This window comes from Streptomyces tritici (assembly GCF_048500665.1).
Taxonomy (GTDB): Bacteria; Actinomycetota; Actinomycetes; order Streptomycetales; family Streptomycetaceae; genus Streptomyces; species Streptomyces tritici.
Window position 1 is genome coordinate 6,102,350 of the sequence record NZ_CP183183.1, and the last position, 21,463, is coordinate 6,123,812.

Here is a 21,463-nt window from a genome sequence, read left to right on the forward strand (position 1 = left end):
AGGTCAGGCTTACCTTAGCGGCACTCGGGGTAGAGGGAGATCGACACGCCAGCAAGTAGTGGAGTCAAGGCTGTTGACCTGGAGGCCGGGTTGATTCCTTAGGGTTGCCTAACCTAAACTCTCCGTCGCGGTCCGTGTCTGCGCGGACGTGCCCCGCACACCTGCACCACCCTCACGTCCCTCCCCGGAAGGCCCCGGCACCCCATGCGGCTGTACCTGCTCGCCCTGAATCCCACCGACTCGGTCAGCGAGGGGTTCCTCCCCGCAGCGGCCCGGCTCGGACTCGACGTGACCGTCCTGACGGAGCAGCCGGAGTCCCACCGCCGTGCCCACCCGGACCTGGAGGTTCTCGAGTGTGACGTACGCGACTTCCGCGCCGTCATCACGCGGATCGCCACCCACCACCGGCCCGACGCCGTCTTCACCAACAGCGACCACCTCCAGACCCAGGCCGCGCTGGCCGCCGAGTACTTCGGCCTGCCCGCCAAGGACTGGCGGGCGGCGCTGCGCGCGAAGGACAAGGCGCACCTGCGCCGCCACCTCGCCCTGACCGGCGCCGACACCGTCCGCTCCGCCGAACTCCCGGCCGGCCAGGACCCGTCCGTGCTCCTGGGGGCCGACGTGCCCTACCCGTGCGTGGTCAAGCCGCGCGAGGGGGTCGCGAGCGAGGACGTGGTCCTCGTCCACGACAGCGACGAACTCCTCCTGCGCTGCAAGGAGATACAGGCCCGGCGTCCCGAAGCCGCCCTGGTCGTCGAGGAGTTCCTGGCCGGCGAGCTGTACACCCTGGAGACGCTCGGCGACGGCAGCGTCCGGCACGTCCTCGGCGGCTTCCACACCGAACTGTCCCCGCCGCCGTACTTCATCGAGGAGCGGCTGACCTTCGTACCGGCCCACCCCGAGCCCGTCGTGCGCCAGATCCTCGCCCAGCTCGACGCCCTCGGCGTCGGCTTCGGCGCCTGCCACACCGAGTTCGTCGTCCACGAGGGCCGCGCCCGGATCATCGAGGTCAACTACCGGGCCATCGGCGACCAGTGCGACCTGCTGCTCGCCCAGCTCCTCGACATCCCGCTCTTCGAGCACATCCTGCGCACCCACCTCGGCGAGCCGCTCCCCGCCGACCTCGGGGCCCGCACCGACGGGGCCGCCCGTCTGGAGTACCCCTGCGCCGACACCGCCGGAACGCTTCGGTCCGCCCCCGGCCCCGTCGACCTCGAGACCGACGGCGTCCGGCTGACCTACCGCCCGCTGCGCGAGATCGGCGAGCGCCACGAACTCCACCACACCAACCGCGACTACCTCGGCGTGCTGCGCGCCACCGGCACCGACCAGGCGACCGTCGACCGGGTCGTCGCGGACTTCCTGGCCGCCCAGCGCTGGGAGATCGCTCCGTGACGGCCTTCGCCGGGACGGCCGCCGCGCAGGAGACCGCCGAACGCGACCTCCTGCTGCGGGTGCTGTCCGCGCTGCTGCGCGAGGACGTCGTCGGACTGCGCAGCCGGAGCACCCTCGTCGAGCGTGCGGACGGCCCGTGGCTGCGCCGCGCGACCGACGACGGCGACGCCCTGCTCCTGCCCGTCGCCGAGGACGGCTTCCAGAGCACGTACGCCGCCCGGCTCCCGCTGCTCCTCCGGGAGCGGGACGGCAGCGCGCTCACCGCGTACGACACGATCGTCGCCGCCCTCAAGGACCTGGCCGAGCCGGTCGACCACCCCGGCTTCGACGCGTACACCGAGGAGTGCCGGCAGACCCTCGCCACGATGCGCCTGCACGAGACGACCCGCGAGGAGACCGCCGCGCGGCTCGCGGAGCTGTACGGCGACGACCCGGCAGGCTGGACCGGATACGCCGGCGGGCTCGCGCTCGACACGCTCGCCGCCCGCCTCGACCACCCCGTGTACCCCACGGCGCGCGGCCGCTCCGGCCTCGACGACGACCAGGTACGGGCGTACGCCCCCGAGTTCCACCCCCGGTTCGCGCTGCGCTGGGTCGCCGTGCCCCACGAGGCCGTCACCGTGCCGGGCGGCGCCGAGCGGCTGCCCGCCCACTGGCCCTCGCCGGCCGACCTCGGGCTGCCGGAGCTCGCCGCCACCCACCTCGCCCTGCCCGTCCACCCGCTGACCGTGGGGGCGCCCCTGGAGGAGGCGCTGCGGGCCACCGGTCTGCACGGACGCGCCGTGCTCGCCCCTCGGCCGTACCTGGAGGTCGTGCCGACGCTGTCCATGCGGACCGTCGCCGTCGCCGAAGAACCGTCCCTGCACCTCAAGCTGCCGCTGGCCACCGCCACCCTCGGCCTGCGCAACCGGCGCACCATCAAGCCCGGCACCCTCGTCGACGGCGCGGCGGGCCAGCGGCTCCTGGAGACCGTCACCGCCCGCGAGCCGCGGTTCCGCGAAACGATCCTGCACGCCGACGAGACGGTGTACGCCCACGCCGGGCACGAACTCCTCGCCGTTCTCTGCCGCCGCTACCCGGCCGGCCTCGACGACGCCGTCGTCGTCCCCCTGGCGGCGCTCCTCGCCGAGGCACCCGGACGCCGGCTGGTCGTCGACCACCTCGCGGACCGGTTCCACGGCGGCGACCCGGTGGCCCTGCTCGACGCCGTCCTCGCCCTGCTGCTCGACTGGCAGACCACGCTGTTCGGCCACGGCATCGCCCTGGAGTCCCACCAGCAGAACATCTCGCTCGTGCTCGACCGGCAGGCGGACGGCCGCAGCCGCCTCCGCCTGCTCCTCAAGGACAACGACGGCCCGCGCGTCAACACCCGCCGCCTGAACGCCGCCCTGGGCGCGGACGCGCCCGACCCGGCCGCGTTCGACGACGCCCGCATCTTCGGCGACGACGACCGGGCCGTCGCCGACCTGTTCACCACCATCACCGTGCACCTGTGCGCCGGCGCCTACGCCTTCGGCCTCGCCCGGCACGGCCGCGCCCCGCTCACCCGCCTCCTCGCGCTCGTACGGGACCGGCTCACCGAGGCCGTCGAACGGCTCGGCACCGGCCCCGGCGAACCCGGCGCGGTCCTGCGCGCCCACGTCCTGGAGGCGCCCGAACTCCCGGTGAAGGCCATGGTCACCGCCGGAACGCTGCTGTCCAAGGAGCGCTCGGGCGCCGCCGACATCAACAAGCACTACACGACCGGCCCCAACTACCTGAGGACGGACCGACGATGAGTGCCACCACCACAGCTCCGCCGAGCGGAACCGGCGTCGCCGCCGCGCCCGTGCCGGACCGGCCGGTCCTCGCCCGGCGCCAGGTGCACGCCGTGGCCGGCTGCTACTTCGTGGCGTCCTTCGCCGCCCTCGGCCTGCCGCCCTTCCTCACCGAGATCCTGCCGGAGCTCGGCGACCCCACCGCCCGCTGGGCCGGCGTGCTCTACATCGTCCCGACCGTCTTCGGCGCCGTCGGCGCGCCCTTCTGGGGCCGCCTCGCGGACCGTTACGGCCGCAAGCGGCTCCTGCTGCGCGCCCAGCTCGGCCTCGCCGTGTCGTTCCTCCTCGCCGGCTGGGCCGACTCGATCGCCGCGTTCACCGCCGCGCTCGTCCTCCAGGGCATCCTCGGCGGCACCTTCGCCGCGTCCAACGGCTACCTGGGCGCGTCCCTGGAGGGGCCCGCCCTGTCGAAGGCGCTCACCCTCATGCAGGGCGCGGCGCGCGCCGCCCTGGTCTTCGCCCCGATCGTCGTCGGCTCGCTGTCGCCGTGGCTCTCCCCGCACCGGCAGTACGCCCTGCTGGCGGTGCTGCCGCTGACCGCCGCCGTGCTGATCTGCGCGCTGCCGGAGTCGCGGGGCGGGCGCGCCGAGGCGCCGAAGGACACGCCGGCGGGGGAGACGCAGACGAAGACGGAGCCGGAGCCGGAGCCTGCGGCGGAGGCGGCGCCCGCGACCGCCCTCCGGGTGCTCTACGCCCTGGAGTTCGCCTTCGTCTTCTCCACCGTGATCTCGTTCCCGTACCTCGTCTCGCTCATCGAGGAGCGGATCCCCGGCACGTCCCCGGCCGTCTCCGGCGTCCTCTTCGCACTGCCGCACCTGTGCTACCTGGTCACCGCGATGGCGGTGCACAAGGCGTTCCACCCGCGCCCCCGGCTCGGCCTCGCCCTCGGGTTCCTGTGCATCGCGCTCGGCCTCGCCGGACACGGCGCCGCCGACTCGCTGACCGCCCTCACCGCCGTACGGCTCGTGCTCGGCGCCGGTCTGACCCTCGGACTCGTCTGTCTGTCCGTGCTGGCCGCCGACTGCGCCAAGGGCCGGGCTCCCGGCGGCATGTTCGGCTCGCTCGAATTCTTCTCCAAGGCCGGCGCCGTGGCGGCCGGCATCGCCGCCGCCGTCGGCAACAGCTTCTTCGGACCGGCCGCCCCGGTCCTCACGGGCACCGCCGTGGCCCTGGCCACGATCGTCCCCACCGCTCTCCCCCTCGTGAAGCCCCTCCGCACTCGCTGGAGCCGTTGATGTCGCTGCCCCGAACCCAGGGCACTGCCCGCCGCACCGCCGCCCCCGCCGCACTGCCCGACGCCGACACGGTCGTGGCGCACACCCTCCTCAACTGCCTGCTGCGCGAGGTGTCGGGCCCGGAGCACCAGACGGCCGTCAGCGACGGCCACCTGCTGCTGCGTCTGCCCCGGCGCGGCGCGCTGCTGCGGGTGGAGCTCCGCCGGACGTCCCTGATCGGCGCGCACCGCTTCACCGGCCCCGTCCAGGAGCAGCGCGACGGGGACTGGGAGCACATCGACTGGCGCCGTCTCGCCGCGCACGTCCAGGAGGAGCTGTCGCTGCGGACCGGCGTGCGCAACGAGGAGTTCCTCGACCAGATCGCCTCCAGCCACCAGGCCGTCACGGCCGCGCTCGAAGCCCGCGTGCCCGCCCGTGCCGGCGGCCCGGCGGCGGCCCCGGACCGCTACCTCGCCTCCGAGCAGTCCCTGCTCTTCGGCCACCGCTTCCACCCCACGCCCAAGGCCCGCACCGGGGACGCGGCTTCCTGGCTCGCGTACGCACCCGAGGTCGGCGCCGCCTTTCCGCTGCGTCATCTCGCCGTCCGGGAGAGCCTGATCAGCGAGGAAGCGGCCGAACCGGCCGCCACCGCCCCCCTCGACCGCCTCGCCGACGGGCGCGTGCCGGAGGGCTACCGGCTCCTGCCCGCGCACCCCTGGCAGTACGAGATGCTCAGCGGCCACCCCGCCCTGCGCGCCGCCCTCGACCGCGGCGACGTCCTGGACCTCGGGACCGGCGACGCCCCCTTCGCCGCCACGGCCTCCGTGCGCACCCTGTACGACGGCGACACCTTCCTGAAGTTCAGCCTGAACGTCCGCATCACCAACTGCCTGCGCAAGAACGCCAGTTACGAACTCGCCGGAGCCGTGGCCCTGACCCGCCTGCTCGGGCCCGTCCTCGATGAGCTCACCGAGCGGTTCCCCGGCAGCGCCATGCTCCGCGAGCCCGCCTACCGCAGCCTCGCCCTGCCCGGCCCCGACGGCAGCCCCGACCGCGCCCTGCTCGAAGGCTTCGGCGTGATCGTCCGCGAGGGCCTCGCGACCCGGCTCCTGCCCGGGACCACCCCGCTGCTCGCCGCCGCCGTCGCGGACGAGTACCCGAGCGGCCCCGGCCACATCTCCCGCCTCCTCGGCGGCGCCGGCCCCGGCTGCGCGCTCGACTGGTGGGCCGCGTACCTCCGACTGCTCGTCCCGCCCGTCCTGGCCGCCTACTTCGACCACGGCCTGGTCCTGGAGCCCCACCTGCAGAACGTGGTCGTCTGCGTCGACGACGACGGCATGCCCGCCCAGGTCCTGTTCCGGGACCTGGAGGGGACCAAGCTGGTGCCCGAGCACCACGCCGACACGCTGGCCGGGCTGCCCGCCGAGGTCGCCGGCCCCATGACGTACGACGCGGAGCGCGGCTGGGACCGCGTCGTGTACTGCCTGTTCGTCAACCACATCGCCGAGGTGCTGGCCGCGGTCGCCGACCTGCACCCGGAGACCGAGCCCGCGCTGTGGGCCGAGGTCCGCGCCACCCTCCAGGCGTACGCCGACCGCCACGGCTGCCCGCCCCGGCTCGCCGCGCTCCTCGCCGGCGTGCCGCTGCCGGCCAAGGCCAACCTGCTCACCCGCTGGGAGCGCAAGGCCGACCGCGAGGCCGGCTACGTCCGCCTGCCCTCCCCGCTCGCCGAGGACGTGCTGTCCGAAGCCTCCGACCACGTGTGGAGCCACGCCCGATGACCGCCCCCACCCGCGCCGTGCGCGACCTCGTCCTCGACCTGCCCGCCGACGGCCTGCCCGCGTACGTCTACGACCTGGCGGCGCTGCGCGAGCACGCCGCCGCCGTACGGGCCGCGCTGCCCGAGCGCGTCGAGCTGTACTACGCCGCCAAGGCCAACCCCGAACCGGAGCTCCTCACCGCGCTCTCCCCGTACGCCGACGGCTACGAGGTGTCGTCCGGCGGCGAACTCGCCCACGTGCACCGCTCCGTGCCCGGCCGGCCACTCGCGTTCGGCGGCCCGGGCAAGACCCCGGCCGAGATCGCCACGGCCCTGGACCTCGGCGTGGAGCGCTTCCACGTCGAGAGCCTCCACGACCTGCGCGTCCTGGCCGAACTGGCCGCCCGTCGCGCCCCCGACACCCCCGTGGGCGTCCTGCTCCGCTTCAACCTGCCGCTGTCCGCCGCCTCCTTGGCGGGCAGTTCGCTGGCGATGGGCGGCCGGCCGACCCCGTTCGGCCTCGACCCCTCCGACGCCGACACGGCCGTCGCCCTCCTGACCGACGGCACGCTCCCGCACCTGCGGCTCCTGGGCGTCCACGCCCACCTGGCCAGCGGCCTGGAGGCCGAGGAGCAGATCGGCGTCGCCGAGTCGGTCGTCGGCTGGGCCACGCAACTCGCCGCCCGCCACCGCGTCCCCCTCGCCGAGGTCAACGTCGGCGGCGGCATGCACGTCGACTACACGACGCCCGACCGCCGCTTCGACTGGTCCACCTACGGCAAGGGCCTCGCCCGGCTCCTGGAGGGCCACCCGGACCTGACCCTGCGCATCGAACCGGGCCGCGCCCTGACCGCGTACTGCGGCTGGTACGCCACCGAGGTCCTGGACGTGAAGCGCAGCCACGGCGAGGACTTCGCGGTCGTCCGCGGCGGCACCCACCACCTGCGCACCCCGGCGACCAAGGGCCACGACCAGCCCTGCTCCGTGCTGCCCGTGGACGCCTGGCCGCATCCGTGGCCCCGGCCCGCCGCCGGATCGGACACGGTCACGCTCACCGGCCAGCTCTGCACGCCCAAGGACCTCCTCGCCCGGCACATTCCCGCGCCGGGACTGCGCGCCGGGGACCGGGTGGCGTTCGCCCTGGCGGGCGCGTACGCGTGGAACATCTCCCACCACGACTTCCTCATGCACCCGAGGCCGGGCTTCCACTTCCTCGACTGAGGGCTCAAGTGGGGGCGGGCGTCCAGGACGGACGCCCGCCCCACGTGCGATCAGACGGGCACGGACCTCGCCGCCGGAGGCGCGGCGAGCCGGCCGGACCTGTGCAGACGGTGGAGCGCCGCCGTGCACACCAGGCCCAGCGCCATGAGCGCCAGCCAGGGCAGCGCCGGCATCCCGGCCCCGCGGGCCGCGTCGAGCGCCGCGCCCGTCAGCAGGTTCCCGAGCGTGATGCCCACCCCGCACACGGTGTTGTAGAGGCCGTAGTGCGTGGCCACGAGACGGTCCCCCGAGAGCCGGACGACGGTGTCCATCTCGAAGGGGTACGCGATCATCGTCCCGACCGCGAGGAGCAGCGCCGACAGCGTCGGGGGCACGGCGGCCAGCAGCCACCGGCCCACCCCGCCCTCAGGCACCGGCAGGGTCGTGGCGAGCAGCAGCGGCAGGAACGCCACCCCCATCGTGCACACGCCCCAGGTGAGCGCCCGGCCCGGCTCCGCCCGTGCCTTCCACCAGGCCGTCACCCGGGTCTGGAACAGGATCGTGCCGAGTCCCGACACGGCGAACAGGACGGCCACGGCCGCCGTGCCGAACGCCCCCTCGCCGCCGAGCCGCCGCACCTCCAGCGGGAGCGCCAGATACACCTGGAACGACATGACGTACGAGCCGATCATGGCCAGCGAGAAGAGCAGGAACGGGCGGTTGGCGACGATGCCCCGCCACTCGGCGAGCACGCCGGCTTCCGGCTTCCCCTGCGTCGCGGCCGCCCGGCGGGCCGGCAGGGCGCGGACCTGCACCAGACCGAGCACGGCGAAGGTGCCGGCGGCGACGAGGCAGGTGACGCGGAACCCGATGCCGGTCAGCACCATGCCCACCAGGGGGCCGAGCAGGATGCCCGCCTGGTAGAACACGTTGAACAGCGCGAACGCCTCCACCCGGCGTTCGCCCGCGTCGAGGGCGAGATACGCGCGGCTGGCGGGGTTGAACAGGGCGCCGGCCAGGCCGGTCGCGGCGGAGGCGGCGATCAGCGCGGGCACGGACTCCACCAGTCCGAGGGTCGCGAACCCGACCGTGCGCAACACGAGGCCGGCGATGATCATCGGCTTGTAGCCGAGCCGGTCGGCGAGCGTCCCGCCGACGAGGAACATGCCCTGCTGGCTGAAGTTGCGGACCCCGAGGATCAGTCCGACCAGCCATCCGGCGAGCCCGAGCGGTCCGGCGAGATGCGCCGCGAGGTACGGCATCAGCATGTAGAAGCCGAGGTTGATGGTGAACTGGTTCACCATCAGCAGCTGCACGCTGCGCTCGTACGTACGGAACTGGGCGTAGGTGCTCTTCACCGGTCCCGCTCCTTCTCGCCGCCGAGGGTGAGCGGGTCGACCACGGTGGTGCACCGCGTCCAGCGGGTGACCTCCTTCTCGTCGAGGCGCCCGATCAGGTCCGGTTCGAGGGCCGGTGGGCCGTCGAGCAGGCCGTGGGCGGCGCAGTAGTCGTCGTCGTACACGGTGCCGACGTAACGCTGAGGGCCGTCGGGGAAGACGGCCGCGATCCGGGTCGGCTCGGGCAGGGTGCGGGCGAGCCACCCGGCGACCAGGGCGACGGCGCCGACGCTCCATCCGCCGGTGGCGTAGTGGGAGGCGGCGAGCTGACGGCAGGTCCACACCGCCTCGCCCGGCGCCACCCAGTGCACCTCGGCGAACTGCTCGTAGGCGACGTTGCGGGGGTGGATGCTGGAGCCGAGCCCGCGCATGAGCCGGGGCCGGGCGGGCTGGCCGAAGATGGTCGAGCCGATGGTGTCGACGCCGACCACGGTCATGCCGGGATACAGCTGACGCAGGACGCGGGAGACGCCGGCCGAGTGCCCGCCGGTGCCGACGCTGCACACCAGGACGTCGATGTGGCCCAGTTCGGCGGCGAGTTCGAGCGCCAGCGGGGTGTACGCGGTGGTGTTGTCCGGGTTGTTGTACTGGTCCGGGCACCAGGAGCCGGGGTGCTCCGCGAGGAGCCGGGCGACGCGGTCCCGGCGGGCCTGCTGCCAGCCGCCCACGGGGTGCGGCTCGGCCACCGCCTCGACCTGGGCGCCGTAGGCCGTGAGCAGCCGGGTCATGGACGGCTCCAGGCCCGGGTCGGTGACCAGGGTGACCGGATGCCCGTACACCATGCCGGCGAGGGCGAGCCCCAGGCCGAGCGTGCCGCTGGTGGACTCGATGATGCGCGCGCCGGGGCGCAGGTCGCCGCGGGCCCGGGCCCGCTCGACCATGTGCAGACCCGGACGGTCCTTGATGCCGCCGGGGTTGAAGCCCTCCAGCTTCGCCCAGAAACCGCGGCCGCCGGCGGCGAGCGGCTCCGAGACACGGAGCAGAGGGGTGTTGCCCACCAGCCCCGACAGGGCGGAGCGCGTGGGGGAGGTGAGGTCGGTGAACGAGGAATGCATGATCCGCTCTCGATTCGGTGTGCGCGTCCAGTACCGGCTCGGTGGCGGGTCGCGGCGTGCGCGGCCCGCGTGCGAGACGGCCTAGATGCGCCACCGGCAGACTCTGATCCGCGTCGAGCGGCCGGTGTCGCCCACGGCGTGCCCGGATGCGTCGGCTGCCGGGGCCTGGAGGCCGTGCGCTTCGGAGCCGCTGTCGACGGCCACCGTCGTCGCGTCGGCGGCGTCGTACGGCGTGGCGACGAGGGGCTGCGGCGCGAGTCCGGGCGCCGCGCAGTCGGCGCCGTGGTGGCGATGGGGGTGGTGGGGGACCCGTTCCTCGGAGTGGCCGGGGCCGGGGTCGACCGTCGCGGTCGCGACGGCCCGGACGGGGGCGTGCTCGGGGACGGAGCCGTCGAGCGGCGGGAAGCAGAAGGCCGCCGACAGCAGCAGCGCGCCGACGACGGCGGCGAGCAAGGAGCTGTGGGGGTGGCGTCGCACGGTTCCTCCGGGCGGCGCGTACCGGCTCGGCCCCCTGTGTGACAGGAGGGGGGAGCGGTACCCGCGAGAGTCGAGTGGCAGAACGCTTCGGCCGGTCCGGGACCGGCGGAGGAAGGGACTACACCCGCAGGACGGGCGAGGTTCTGGAGCCGGACGCCGAAGGAACCGTACGCGCCGGGGGTTCGGCGGCGGCTCCGGCACAGGCGTCGGCCCGGCAGGCCACGCCCGAGTGCTGCGCGGGACACGGAACGCTCGGCGCCGACGCGCCCTGCGCCGGCAGCGGCGAGCATTCGTGACCCGGATGCGCCGGTGCGTGCTCGGCGGCCGCTTCGCCGGCCTGGGCCACGACGACCGGCGCCGGCGTTCCGGACCCGGTGTCACCGGCCCCGTGGAGCACGTGTCCGAGGAGGACGCCGAGCAGCAGCACGACCGTGCCCAGCACCCGCCACGGCCCCGCCGCGGGGCGGGAACGGGCAGCACGCGAGCACGGCCGGGCTGTCATCACGCGGTAATCCTATGCGCACAGTCCGTGGTGATCCGGAAGGTGGTCCCCAACATGGCGTGAACAAGTCGTGGGGAAGTTCGGGCAGTTGTCCGATTCGGTGCGGATTCCCGCAGCGCTCAGTGGTGGTCGCCGTTCGTCACGGAGAGGCGCTTGGTGAAGGTCCTGCCGCCGTCCTTCGACTCGTACACGCCGTCCTGGGTGGCGGCGAGGATGTGCGTGGCGTCGACGGCGGTCAGCGCCTGGGGCTGTCCGCCCGGCACGGTGCCCGTCTTCGTCCAGCCCGCCCCGCCGTCCGTGCTGACGCTCAGGGCGCCGGTGAAGTCCACGCCGAACAGGGCGTCCGGGGCCGCCCAGGACAGGAACTCCATGCCGGGACCGTCGCCGGGCGCGAAGCGCGCGCCGCCGTCCGTGCTGCGCGCGACGCCGTCGGCCGTGGTGGCGGCGACCTGGTCCGGGTCCGCCGGGTTGACGGCGAAGTCGAGGGCCTGCAGCCGCGCGCGGTCCTGCCAGCTCTTGCCGTCCTCGCTCATGCGCAGCACGCCGGCGGTGCTGTCGTAGCCGTAGATCACGCCCTTGGCGTGGTCGAGGGAGTGGAAGTCCGCCTCGCCCTGGAGCGAGGCGGACTTCCAGGTCTTCCCGGCGTCGGTGCTCCGGATCAACCCGTGGTTGCCGGGCTCGCCACTGCCGGGGGCCGGGTGGCCGCTGGCCAGGAAGGTTCCGGCGCCGGCCACGGTGAAGCCCATGAAATCGTCCTTGCGGGTCCCTACGAGGCGGGGGTTCCCGGCGTCGTCCGGGGTGAAGACGCCCTCGTGGGTGGCGACGTAGAGCGTGCCGTCGGCGGGGTCGACGCCCAGGCCGTGGATGTGGCTGTGCAGGGCGGCCCGGGAGGCGGAGTTCCCGGCGGGGGCGTCGTCGCCGGTGGCGCCCCCGCCGCACGCCGCCAGGAGCAGGGCGCCGGCCGCGACCGGGCCGAGGGTCGCGAGGGAACGGTTCCGCAGGGCACGGAGCGGGGCGGCGGGAGCGGGCATGGTGGTTCACCTCGGTGTGTCGGTCGTACCGGCGCGCGGGAGACTATCAACCCCGATCGGAGCGATCGGAGGGGCGCTGTCTCAGGCGGCCTTCGTGAGGGTGGAGCGATCGTGCCGGGCCGGGGTCACCAGTTCCGTCGTGACCGCTCGTGCGTCGTGGCGCGGCCACAGGAGGAGGGCGCCGGCCGCTCCCGCTGCGGCGAGGACCGCGAGGACGGACCAGGCGAGGGTGAATCCCGCGCTCGTGCCGAGCCACCCCGCGATGGGATAGGTGATCAGCCAGGCCAGGTGGGACAGGGAGAACTGCGCCGCGAACGCGCCGGGGATCGCGTTCGGTCCGACGGAGGCGCGCAGGACCTTGCCGGTGGGGGTGATGACCAGGGCCATGCCGACGCCGATCCCGGCCCAGACGATCGCCGTGCCGGTCCATGTGGCGAGGCCGGCTGCGGTGAGCGTCACCGCGGCGGTCGTGCCGCCGACGAGGACTCCGGCCCCGGTCGTCATGACGGTGCGGGCGGCGATCCGGTCGAGGACGCGGGGCAGAAGGAGGGCGGCCAGCAGGGTGCCGGTGCCGGAGGCGGCGAGCATCCAGGCGACGTCCGACTGCGAGCCGCCGAGCTCGTCGCGGACGTGGTTGACGGTGTTGACGACGACGATGGACCCGGCCGCCGCGACCACGAGGTTGAGCGCCATGACGCCGCGCAGCCGCGGCGTCCTGACGAAGGTCCTGATCCCGCCCGCGACCTTGTCCCACGCCTTGGTGTGGTCACTGGGGCGGGCGTCGGGGATGCGCGTCGACAGGACGAGCAGTGCGGAGAGGAGGAATCCGGCGGACGTCCCGAGGAACAGCCGGTCGAAGCTCATGAACGTCAGCGCGACGGCCGCGAGGACGGGGCTGAGCAGGCTCTCCATGGTGGAGGCGACCTGGGAGGCGGACAGGGCGCGCGTGTAGGCGGCCTCGTCGGTGACGATGTCGGGGATGACGGCCTGGAACGTCGGGGTGAACGCCGCGGAGGCGGCCTGGAGCAGGCCGATCAGCACGTAGATGTGCCAGACCTCGGTGACCAGCGGCAGCGCGAGGACCACCGCGCCGCGGATCGCGTCGAGGACGAACAGGAAGGCTCTTCGGGGGAGCCGGTCGACGTACGCGGCGGCCAGCGGGGCGATGACCACGTACATGACCATCTTGATGGTCAGGGCGGTGCCGAGCACCATGCCGGCGCGGGGACCGGCGAGATCGTAGGCGAGGAGGCCGAGGGCCACGGTGGTCAGTCCGGTGCCGAACAGGGCGATGACCTGGGCGCCGAACAGGTGGCGGTAGTCGCGGACGGCGAAGAGTCGCATGGCAGTTTCCTTCCGTGTCCATGCGGCGGGGCACGTTCTCGGGGCGGAGGCCGTGCCCCGCGCGTACAGGCGGGGTGGTCTTCGGACACCGGTGTCGCTTTCCGGGGTGAGGGGAAGGGGCTCGTTCGCGCGGTCAGTGGTGGCCGTGGTGCGCGTGGTGGTCCTCGTGCGCGGGGGTGGCGGCCGGCTCCGTGGTCCGCACCGTGAACTCGGCCGTCCGGACGACCCCCTCGTGCTGGAAGTCCAGGAACAGGCGGTACGTGCCGGCCGAGGGCGCGACGGCCACGAAGGCGATGTCGGGTCCCGGCGCGGTGACGCCGTCGCCGGGCTCGCCCTCCGGGTGGACGTGGAGGTAGCCGAGGTCGCCGACCCGCAGGGCCACGAGGTGCCCGTACGCGGCCAGGTAGGGCTCCAGGTCGGTGACGGCCCGGCCGTTCCGGCTGACGGTGAGGGTCAGCTCGCTCGCCTCGCCGGGGACGAGGCCGCCGACGAGCGCGACGGTGTACTCGCCGGTCCGTGCGGTGCGGGTGGCCTCCGGGAGGGGGCGCGGGTCGTACGGTCCGGCGACGGCGACGTCGATCCCCAGCGTCAGGGTGCCGTCGTGGCCGGCCGGGTGGAAGTCGGCGAAGAACCTCCAGTCGCCCGGCTCCAGGGCCAGATCGGTGGTCCAGGTGCCCTTCTCGTCCCGCACCGGGTGCACGTGCTGGAACCCGGCCGTGTCGCGCCGTACGGCGATGAAGTGCAGCTCCTTCTCGTGCTCCGGGACGAACTCGGTCACCGCCTGCCCGTCGGGACCGATCACCCGGAAGCCGACCGTCCGCGTGCCGGCGGTGAGGATCGGCGCGTCGAGGTCGAGGCTGTACCCGTGCTCGGAGACCGACAGCCCGCCGGGCCGGTTCCCGCCGTGGGCGGCGTGGGCGGCGTGGGCGGCGTGGGCGGCGTGGGCCGTGTGGGCGGTGTGCGCGGCGTGGTTGTTCATGACGTCTCCTCCGAAGGGATCGGGCCGTGATGTCGTCCCGGTCGGGGCGACGATCACCAACATATACCCCCCGGGGGTATGCGGCAAGTCTGGGTCCGGGAAAACCGAGACGCCCCTCGGGGAGCAGTGCGCGTGCTCCCCGAGGGGCGTCCCGGCGGCGGTCGCTCACCTCACCCGGTAGCCGCCCTGAGCGACCGCGCGTTCGTTGAAGTCCGCGAAGCCGGCGACCCACTCCCGGACGTCGTCGGGCGCGTCGTCGAAGAACGACAGCACGTCGGCGATCACGCCCTTGCTCGCGGCCAGGCGCAGGCGCAGGGCGATGAAGCCGGCCTCCTCCGCGCTGACGTGCCAGTTCCCGTTCGAAAGGAACTTCGCCATGTCCGCGGTCTGCTCGGTCGGCTCCAGTCCCGGCGTACCGAGCGCCGGTTCCAGGCCCTGTCCGGCCGCGGCGCCGGCCTCGCGCATGATTTCCCGGACGAAGCCCATCTGCCAGTTGTTCAGGCTGAACGTGCCGCCGTGGGCGGGCTGTTCGAAGGTGAATGCGTATCCCATGGCGGCAGCGTAGGTGCTGTTCGATCAGGTGCCGGGCCGGGGTCGAGGCCGGGGTCGTCGCGTGGTCAGGCTGTTTCCGGCCCGGGGTCGAGCAGGCCCAGCTGCGCGGCCCGCGCGCCCGCCGCGAAGCGGCTCTCCGCGCCGAGCTTCTCCGCGAGCTGGTTCAGCAGGCGGCGCAGCGTGCGGTCCGAGACGCCGAGCCGGCGGGCGATCACCTCGTCCTTCGCGCCCGTCGCGAGCATCGCCAGCACGTCGCGCTCCTGCGGTGAGTACGCTCCGGCCGCGGTCTCCCGGCGGTGCGCGCGGCCGTAGGGCTGCGCGGTGTCCCAGCAGTGCTCGAAGATCCGCACGAAGCAGCCGGTGACCAGCGGGTGGCGCAGGATCGCGTCCTGCTCCGGCGCCAGCGGATCGACGCCGAGCGCGAGCACGGTCGTGGCCCGGTCGTAGACGTTGAAGTACAACGGCAGCGCCGCGGCCACGCGTACGTCCGCGCCCGCGTCGATCATGGCCGCCAGGTAGGGGGCGGCGCCGGCGCCCCGCGCGGCGCCCGGGGTGACCAGGAGACGGCACTCGACGTCCTGCGCGAGCATCTTCAGGTCGGCGTCGAGACTGCGCCGGAGCACCTCGGCGTCGGGGAAGACGTTCCGCATCGCCAGGAACTCGCGGTGCCCGAGCGCGTCGAGTTCGTCGATGCGCCGGCGCAGCACCTCGCGGCTGTCGAAGAACTCGATGTCCGCGCCGGTCCGGCCGGGCGGCCGGACGGCCAGGAGCGCCATGACCTCCCGGAGCGCCTCGACGTTCCGGGCCAGCTCGTCCTGGAGCCGGCGCAGACCGGCGCTCTGGTCCGCCAGCAGGGTCCGGAGCGCGCGTTCGGGCGCGTACACGCGTCCGTGCGCCGGGTCGACCAGCCGGTGTTCGGCGAGCCAGCGCAGCACGTCCGCCGGAAGCGCGGCCGCATCGGCCCCGGTGCCGGAGGCCGTGCCGCGGTCCAGCGCCCAGTACGCCTCGACCGCCGCCGCACCGTCCTGCCGCTCCGGGCCGTGCCCCGGGGACGCTGCCGCGCGGGCCGCGTCGTCGGGGGAGGGAGGGGGTCCGGCGGTCACGGCGTGAACGTTACGGCGGCGGATCCGCGACGACCAGGGGAGTGGACCGGCCTGTCCGCACACGGCCACGCCGGTCCCGGCCAGTTCCGACCGATGGTCCGTCCGCCGCGCCCTCGCGTATGTTCCTCGCCACGGCGGACCATCACCGGCGCGGTGCCACGCGGAGACCCCGTGTGCGCGTCGAGTGCCCCGTCCCCGCCCGGTGTTGTGCCCTGCGGTTCCCCTGCCCGCCGCACGTCCCCCTCGTTTTCCCGCGCCCGTGCGCAGCCGTCTTCCGGGCGGCGCGGGGTTCCCCCGCGTTGCCCGCATCCCCGAGTTGAGCCGTCTCGACGAAAGGCAACGACCCATGAAGTTCTCCCTCTTCGCCGCCCTGGCGGTGGCCGTCCCGCTGGCCCTCGCGCCCACCGCCGGCGCCGCGGCCGCCCCGGGCGCCGACGCCCCCTCGACCCCGCGCGTCACCGTCGCCAGGGCCGAGGCCGGCACGGCGATCAAGGGCCACTACATCGTGACCCTCAAGGACGGCGCCGACGCCGAGGGCTTCGTCAAGGCCAAGGCCCTCAAGTCCCGCTTCCAGTACGACGGCGTGATGGACGGCTTCGCCGCACAGCTGAACGACACCCAGCTGCGCAGACTCCAGGACGACCCGAACGTGCTGGCCATCGAGGAGGACCAGAGGGCGACCGCCACCACCACCCAGTACAACGCCCCCTGGGGACTGGACCGCGTCGACCAGCGCGGCAACACCCTCGACGGCGCGTACACGTACGCGGGCACCGGCACCGGCGTACGCGCCTACATCATCGACACCGGCATCGACGTCCGGCACTCCGAGTTCGGCGACCGGGCCTCCAACGTCTTCGACGCGTTCGGCGGCAACGGCGGCGACTGCAACGGACACGGCACGCACGTCGCCGGCACGGTCGGCGGTGCCACGTACGGCGTGGCCAAGAACGTCCTGCTGCGCGGCGTACGCGTGCTCGACTGCAGCGGAAGCGGTTCGTACTCGGCGATCATCTCCGGCTTCGACTGGGTCCGGAACAACGCGATCCGCCCGGCCGTCGCCAATGCCTCGCTGGGCGGCGGCTGGTCGTCGGCGATGAACAACGCGGCGACGAACCTGGCGAACTCCGGCGTGCACCTCGCCGTCGCCGCGGGGAACGACAACGTCGACGCCTGCGACGTCTCCCCGGCCAGCGCGCCCGGGACCATCACCGCCGCCGCCTCCGACCGCTACGGCCGGAAGGCGTCCTTCAGCAACTGGGGCTCCTGCACCGACCTCTACGCCCCCGGCGTCGGCATCACCTCGGCCGCGGCCGGCGGCGGCGCGACCACGATGAGCGGGACCTCGATGGCCTCCCCGCACATCTCCGGGGTCGCGGCTCTGTACAAGGCCGCCCACGGCGACGCCTCCAGCTCCACCGTCAACAACTGGCTGATCGGCAACAGCACCGCGAACGTGATCGGCGGCAACGTGGGCTCCACCCCGAACCGCCTGCTGTACAAGTCGACGCTGTAGGTCCCGGCGCCGGTCGTAGGACCGAGGCGTGCGGCCCGGCCGTCCCGGAACCCCGGGAGGGCCGGGCCGCACGCCGTCGGGGCCCCGGGGCCGTACCTGAAGCAGCGGACTTCGAAGAGTATCGAGTCGCGGGTGGTGAACAGGGCCCACGGGATGTTGCGTATACCTCACGCGTGGGTCCTGTTCAGGGAGAGCTTCGTGCGGTCAAGCTGAGCGGCGTGCTCCGGATCATGGCGGGCGCACGTGTGACCGAGTCGGGAAACGCCGTTACGGCCTCAAGCAGCGAACGGAGAACACTCGTGATTGTCGGAGTCCTCAAGGAAGCGCGGGTAGGTGAGAGTCGCGTTTCGGCCACGCCGGCCACCATTGAACAGATCCGCAAACTGGGGTACGACGTCGTCGTCGACCCGGGCGCGGGTGCCGCGGCCGGCTTCACCGACAGCGCCTACGAGGCCGCCGGTGCGACCATCGGCGACGCGGTGGCCGCGGACGTGGTGCTGGGCGTGAACGCCCCCAGCGCGGCGCAGCTCGACCTGGTACGGCCCGAGGCGACGGTGATCGCCCTGTTCGCGCCGGCCTTCGACCCGGCGATGGTCGAGGAGCTGGGCCGCCGTCCCTTCACGGCGCTGTCGATGGACGCCGTACCGCGCATCAGCCGGGCGCAGTCGATGGACGTGCTGTCGTCCATGGCGAACATCGCCGGCTACCGCGCCGTCATCGAGGCCGCGCACGAGTTCGGCCGCTTCTTCACCGGCCAGGTCACCGCCGCGGGCAAGGTGCCGCCGGCGAAGGTGCTGGTCGCGGGTGCCGGCGTGGCCGGTCTCGCCGCGATCGGCGCCTCGGGCTCGCTCGGCGCGATCGTGCGCGCGACCGACCCCCGCCCGGAGGTGGCCGACCAGGTCCGGTCGCTGGGCGGCGAGTACCTGTCGATCGAGTCCCCCGAGGTGGAGGTCTCGAAGACCGGCTACGCCAAGGAGATGGGCGACGACTACAAGGCGCGCGAGGTCGAGCTGTACGCCGCGCAGTGCCGCGACGTCGACATCGTCATCACCACCGCGCTGATCCCCGGACGCCCCGCGCCGCGGCTCATCACCGCGGAGATGGTGGCGAGCATGAAGCCCGGTTCGGTGATCGTCGACATGGCGGCCGCCAACGGCGGCAACGTCGAGGGCACCGTGAAGGGCGAGAAGGTCGTCACGGAGAACGGCGTGACGATCATCGGTTACACGGACCTCGCGGGCCGGCTGCCGGCCCAGGCCTCGCAGCTGTACGGCACCAACCTGGTGAACCTGCTCAAGCTGATGACGCCCAACAAGGACGCCCAGCTGGTCCTCGACTGGGACGACCCGGTGCAGCGGTCGATCACCGTGGTCCGCAAGGGCGAGCTGGCCTGGCCGCCCCCGCCGGTGCAGGTGTCGGCGGCCCCCGCGCCCGCGCCCGCGGCGGCCGTGGCGGAGCCCGCGCCGAAGAAGGCGCCGATGACGGCGAAGCAGAAGTTCGGCGGCGTGGCCGTCGCCGCGCTGGCGCTGTTCCTCGCCGCCGGGTTCGCCCCCGCCGCGCTGCTGCCGCACCTGACCGTGTTCGTGCTCGCCATCGTGATCGGCTACTACGTGATCGGCCACGTGCACCACGCGCTGCACACGCCGCTGATGTCGGTGACCAACGCGATCTCCGGGATCATCGTCGTCGGCGCGCTCCTGCAGATCGGCCACACCAGCACGGCGGTCACGGTGCTGTCGGCCGTGGCGATCCTCCTGGCCAGTATCAACGTCTTCGGCGGCTTCGCGGTGACGCGTCGCATGCTCGCCATGTTCAACCGGAGCTGACATGTCTGCCACCATCGCCGCCCAGGCGGCCTACCTCGTCGCCGCGCTGCTGTTCATCCTCGCGCTGGCGGGACTCTCCAAGCACGAGTCGGCCCGGCTCGGCAACGCGTTCGGCATGCTCGGCATGGGCGTCGCGCTCGTCGCGACGGTCGTTCTCGCGATCGCCGGCGACGTCAGCAGCGCCGGCCTCGGCCTGATGGCCGTCGCGATGCTGGTCGGCGCGCTGATCGGCCTGCAGCGGGCCCGCGGCGTCGAGATGACCGGCATGCCCGAGCTGATCGCGCTGCTGCACTCCTTCGTCGGTCTGGCCGCCGTCCTGGTCAGCTGGAACGGCTTCCTCAACGTCGAGCACGACCCGGACGGCCACGAGGCCAGGGCCCTGGACGCCCTCGGCACCCTGGGGATCCACCACGCCGAGGTGTTCATCGGCCTGTTCATCGGCGCGGTGACCTTCACCGGGTCCGTAGTGGCGTACCTGAAGCTTGCCGCGAAGATCGACTCCAAGCCGCTGGTGCTGCCCGGCAAGAACGTCCTGAACCTCGGTTCGCTGGCTCTGTTCGTCGCCCTCACGGTGTGGTTCGTCATCACGCCGGAGCTGTGGCTGCTGGTCACCGTGACCGTCCTGGCCCTCGCGCTCGGCTGGCACCTCGTGGCCTCCATCGGCGGCGGCGACATGCCCGTCGTCGTCTCGATGCTCAACAGCTACTCCGGCTGGGCCGCGGCCGCCTCGGGCTTCCTGCTCGGCAACGACCTGCTCATCGTGACCGGTGCGCTCGTCGGCTCGTCCGGCGCCTACCTCAGCTACATCATGTGCAAGGCGATGAACCGGTCCTTCTTCGCGGTCATCGCCGGCGGCTTCGGCATCGAGGCCCCGTCCGGCTCGGACGTCGACTACGGCGAGCACACCGAGATCACCGCCGAGGCCGCCGCGGAACTGCTCTCCTCCGCCCGCTCCGTGGTCATCACCCCCGGCTACGGCATGGCCGTCGCCCAGGCCCAGTACCCGGTCGCCGAGCTCACCTCGAAGCTGCGCGCGAAGGGCGTCGACGTACGGTTCGGCATCCACCCGGTCGCCGGCCGCCTGCCCGGCCACATGAACGTGCTGCTCGCCGAGGCCAAGGTGCCGTACGACATCGTGCTCGAGATGGACGAGATCAACGACGACTTCTCCGAGACCGACGTCGTCCTCGTGATCGGCGCCAACGACACGGTCAACCCGGCCGGAGCCGAGGACCCCAGCAGCCCGATCGCCGGCATGCCGGTGCTCACCGTCTGGGAGGCCGGCAAGGTCATCGTCTTCAAGCGCTCGATGGCCTCCGGCTACGCCGGTGTGCAGAACCCGCTGTTCTTCAAGGAGAACACCTCGATGCTCTTCGGCGACGCGAAGGCCCGCGTCGAGGACATCGTCGGCGCGCTCTGAGCGGCAGGACGCCACACGAAGGCCCCGGCTCGCGCCGGGGCCTTCGCGCGTCGGGCAGGGCGGGTCCGTCCGGTACGGGGCACGGCGAATCGAATCCGGCTCGGATTCGATTCCGCCGGGCGGCGACGAAGGCGTGAGCTCGCCGCTGCTACGATCGGTCACCGTGTTCGAGGAGAATCGGAAGGGTCGGCCGCCGGGCCGGGCGTCGGCGCAACGCCGCGGCATCGAGCGCAGACGGGCCATCGTCGACGCCGCCGAGGCGCTGCTCACCGAGGGCGGCTACGAGGCGGCCACGCTGAAGGCGATCAGCGCACGCGTGGGCATCCCGATCACCTCCGTGTACCACTACTTCTCCGACCGTCATCAGGTCGAGATCGAACTCCTGACCCGGCACGTCCGCGCGCTCGACGAGATCGTCGCCGGCTCACTGGACGACCCCGGGGTGCGCACCCTGGGCCAGGCCGTCGACGCCGTCGCCGACCCCGTCCTGGAGTACCTGCGCCGTCACCGCAGCTGCGCCGAACTGTGGTTCAGAGGACGCGACGAGCGCATCGAGGACGTCGTCGGCGCCTTCGACCGGGCGCAGGCGGAGCGGCTGCGCGGCGTCCTCGTGGAGCGCGGCCTCCTGGCCGCCGACACTTCGCCGCGCGTGCTGGAGTTCGCCCTCGAGGCCGCGAACCGGCTCTTCGACCTGGCCTTCCGCGCCTCGCCCACGGGCGACGACGCGACCCTCGACGAGGCGCGCCGCCTCGTCACCGCCTACCTCGGCACGTACGCGGGCCCGGAGGCCACGGGGCGCGGCTGACGCACGGGCGCACCGCGGTCCGGCGATCCGTACGCGCCCGTTCGGCGCACCCTCGGGTGCTACGATCCTGA

Annotated in this window: 18 protein-coding genes; 9 read left to right on the top strand and 9 right to left on the bottom strand. The window is 73.4% G+C overall.

Annotated features, from left to right (window positions below; all coding sequences use genetic code 11):
* Positions 1-204: 204 nt before the first annotated feature.
* The 5 genes from ACNJ93_RS27985 to ACNJ93_RS28005 are packed head-to-tail and all read left to right on the top strand — an operon-like array spanning position 205 to position 7,406.
* On the top strand, positions 205-1,395 hold the full coding sequence (locus ACNJ93_RS27985; protein WP_418960229.1) for an ATP-grasp domain-containing protein: 1,191 nt from the start codon (positions 205-207) through the stop codon (positions 1,393-1,395).
* Entirely contained in the window at positions 1,392-3,173 is a 1,782-nt protein-coding gene (locus ACNJ93_RS27990) for an IucA/IucC family protein (RefSeq protein WP_418960230.1), read from the top strand. Before ACNJ93_RS27985 ends, ACNJ93_RS27990 begins: the two co-directional genes overlap by 4 nt.
* A complete protein-coding gene (locus ACNJ93_RS27995; protein ID WP_418960231.1) occupies positions 3,170-4,447 on the top strand; it encodes an MFS transporter in 1,278 nt (425 codons plus the stop codon). The genes ACNJ93_RS27990 and ACNJ93_RS27995 overlap by 4 nt, the downstream gene beginning before the upstream one ends.
* On the top strand, positions 4,447-6,207 hold the full coding sequence (locus ACNJ93_RS28000; RefSeq protein ID WP_418960232.1) for an IucA/IucC family protein: 1,761 nt from the start codon (positions 4,447-4,449) through the stop codon (positions 6,205-6,207). Before ACNJ93_RS27995 ends, ACNJ93_RS28000 begins: the two co-directional genes overlap by 1 nt.
* Positions 6,204-7,406, top strand: coding sequence for a type III PLP-dependent enzyme (locus ACNJ93_RS28005; RefSeq protein ID WP_418960233.1), 1,203 nt, complete (start codon positions 6,204-6,206; stop codon positions 7,404-7,406). Before ACNJ93_RS28000 ends, ACNJ93_RS28005 begins: the two co-directional genes overlap by 4 nt.
* A 50-nt stretch (positions 7,407-7,456) precedes the next feature.
* Here ACNJ93_RS28005 and ACNJ93_RS28010 read toward each other — a convergent pair whose 3' ends face one another.
* The 9 genes from ACNJ93_RS28010 to ACNJ93_RS28050 form a co-directional block, all read right to left on the bottom strand.
* On the bottom strand, positions 7,457-8,689 hold the full coding sequence (locus ACNJ93_RS28010; protein WP_418961554.1) for an MFS transporter: 1,233 nt from the start codon (positions 8,687-8,689) through the stop codon (positions 7,457-7,459).
* Positions 8,690-8,739: 50 nt separating this feature from the next.
* On the bottom strand, positions 8,740-9,837 hold the full coding sequence (locus tag ACNJ93_RS28015) for a PLP-dependent cysteine synthase family protein (protein WP_418960234.1): 1,098 nt from the start codon (positions 9,835-9,837) through the stop codon (positions 8,740-8,742).
* A gap of 81 nt (positions 9,838-9,918) precedes the next feature.
* Positions 9,919-10,314, bottom strand: coding sequence for a hypothetical protein (locus ACNJ93_RS28020; RefSeq protein WP_418960235.1), 396 nt, complete (start codon positions 10,312-10,314; stop codon positions 9,919-9,921).
* A 118-nt stretch (positions 10,315-10,432) separates the two neighbouring features.
* The gene (locus tag ACNJ93_RS28025) at positions 10,433-10,816 is read right to left on the bottom strand and encodes a hypothetical protein (RefSeq protein WP_418960236.1); all 384 of its coding nucleotides are present in this window, start codon (positions 10,814-10,816) and stop codon (positions 10,433-10,435) included.
* A 119-nt stretch (positions 10,817-10,935) separates the two neighbouring features.
* Entirely contained in the window at positions 10,936-11,847 is a 912-nt protein-coding gene (locus ACNJ93_RS28030; protein WP_418960237.1) for a F510_1955 family glycosylhydrolase, read from the bottom strand.
* An 81-nt stretch (positions 11,848-11,928) separates the two neighbouring features.
* Positions 11,929-13,191: an MFS transporter gene (locus ACNJ93_RS28035; protein ID WP_418960238.1), complete on the bottom strand. Its 1,263-nt coding sequence runs from the start codon at positions 13,189-13,191 to the stop codon at positions 11,929-11,931.
* A 133-nt stretch (positions 13,192-13,324) separates the two neighbouring features.
* The gene (locus ACNJ93_RS28040) at positions 13,325-14,170 is read right to left on the bottom strand and encodes a hypothetical protein (RefSeq protein WP_418960239.1); all 846 of its coding nucleotides are present in this window, start codon (positions 14,168-14,170) and stop codon (positions 13,325-13,327) included.
* A gap of 165 nt (positions 14,171-14,335) precedes the next feature.
* Entirely contained in the window at positions 14,336-14,722 is a 387-nt protein-coding gene (locus ACNJ93_RS28045; protein ID WP_418960240.1) for a hypothetical protein, read from the bottom strand.
* Positions 14,723-14,787: 65 nt separating this feature from the next.
* Positions 14,788-15,825, bottom strand: a complete 1,038-nt coding sequence (locus ACNJ93_RS28050; protein WP_418960241.1) for a LuxR C-terminal-related transcriptional regulator — start codon at positions 15,823-15,825, stop codon at positions 14,788-14,790.
* A gap of 346 nt (positions 15,826-16,171) precedes the next feature.
* Here ACNJ93_RS28050 and ACNJ93_RS28055 point away from each other — a divergent pair, with 346 nt between their 5' ends.
* The 4 genes from ACNJ93_RS28055 (at position 16,172) to ACNJ93_RS28070 (ending at position 21,392) form a co-directional block, all read left to right on the top strand.
* Positions 16,172-17,341, top strand: coding sequence for a S8 family peptidase (locus tag ACNJ93_RS28055; RefSeq protein ID WP_418960242.1), 1,170 nt, complete (start codon positions 16,172-16,174; stop codon positions 17,339-17,341).
* A gap of 299 nt (positions 17,342-17,640) precedes the next feature.
* Positions 17,641-19,167: a Re/Si-specific NAD(P)(+) transhydrogenase subunit alpha gene (locus ACNJ93_RS28060; RefSeq protein ID WP_418960243.1), complete on the top strand. Its 1,527-nt coding sequence runs from the start codon at positions 17,641-17,643 to the stop codon at positions 19,165-19,167.
* Position 19,168: 1 nt separating this feature from the next.
* Positions 19,169-20,587, top strand: coding sequence for a Re/Si-specific NAD(P)(+) transhydrogenase subunit beta (pntB, locus tag ACNJ93_RS28065; protein ID WP_418960244.1), 1,419 nt, complete (start codon positions 19,169-19,171; stop codon positions 20,585-20,587).
* Positions 20,588-20,750: 163 nt separating this feature from the next.
* Positions 20,751-21,392 carry a TetR/AcrR family transcriptional regulator gene (locus tag ACNJ93_RS28070; RefSeq protein WP_418960245.1) on the top strand — a complete coding sequence of 214 codons (642 nt, stop codon included), beginning with the start codon at positions 20,751-20,753 and terminating at the stop codon, positions 21,390-21,392.
* The last annotated feature ends 71 nt before the right edge of the window (positions 21,393-21,463 follow it).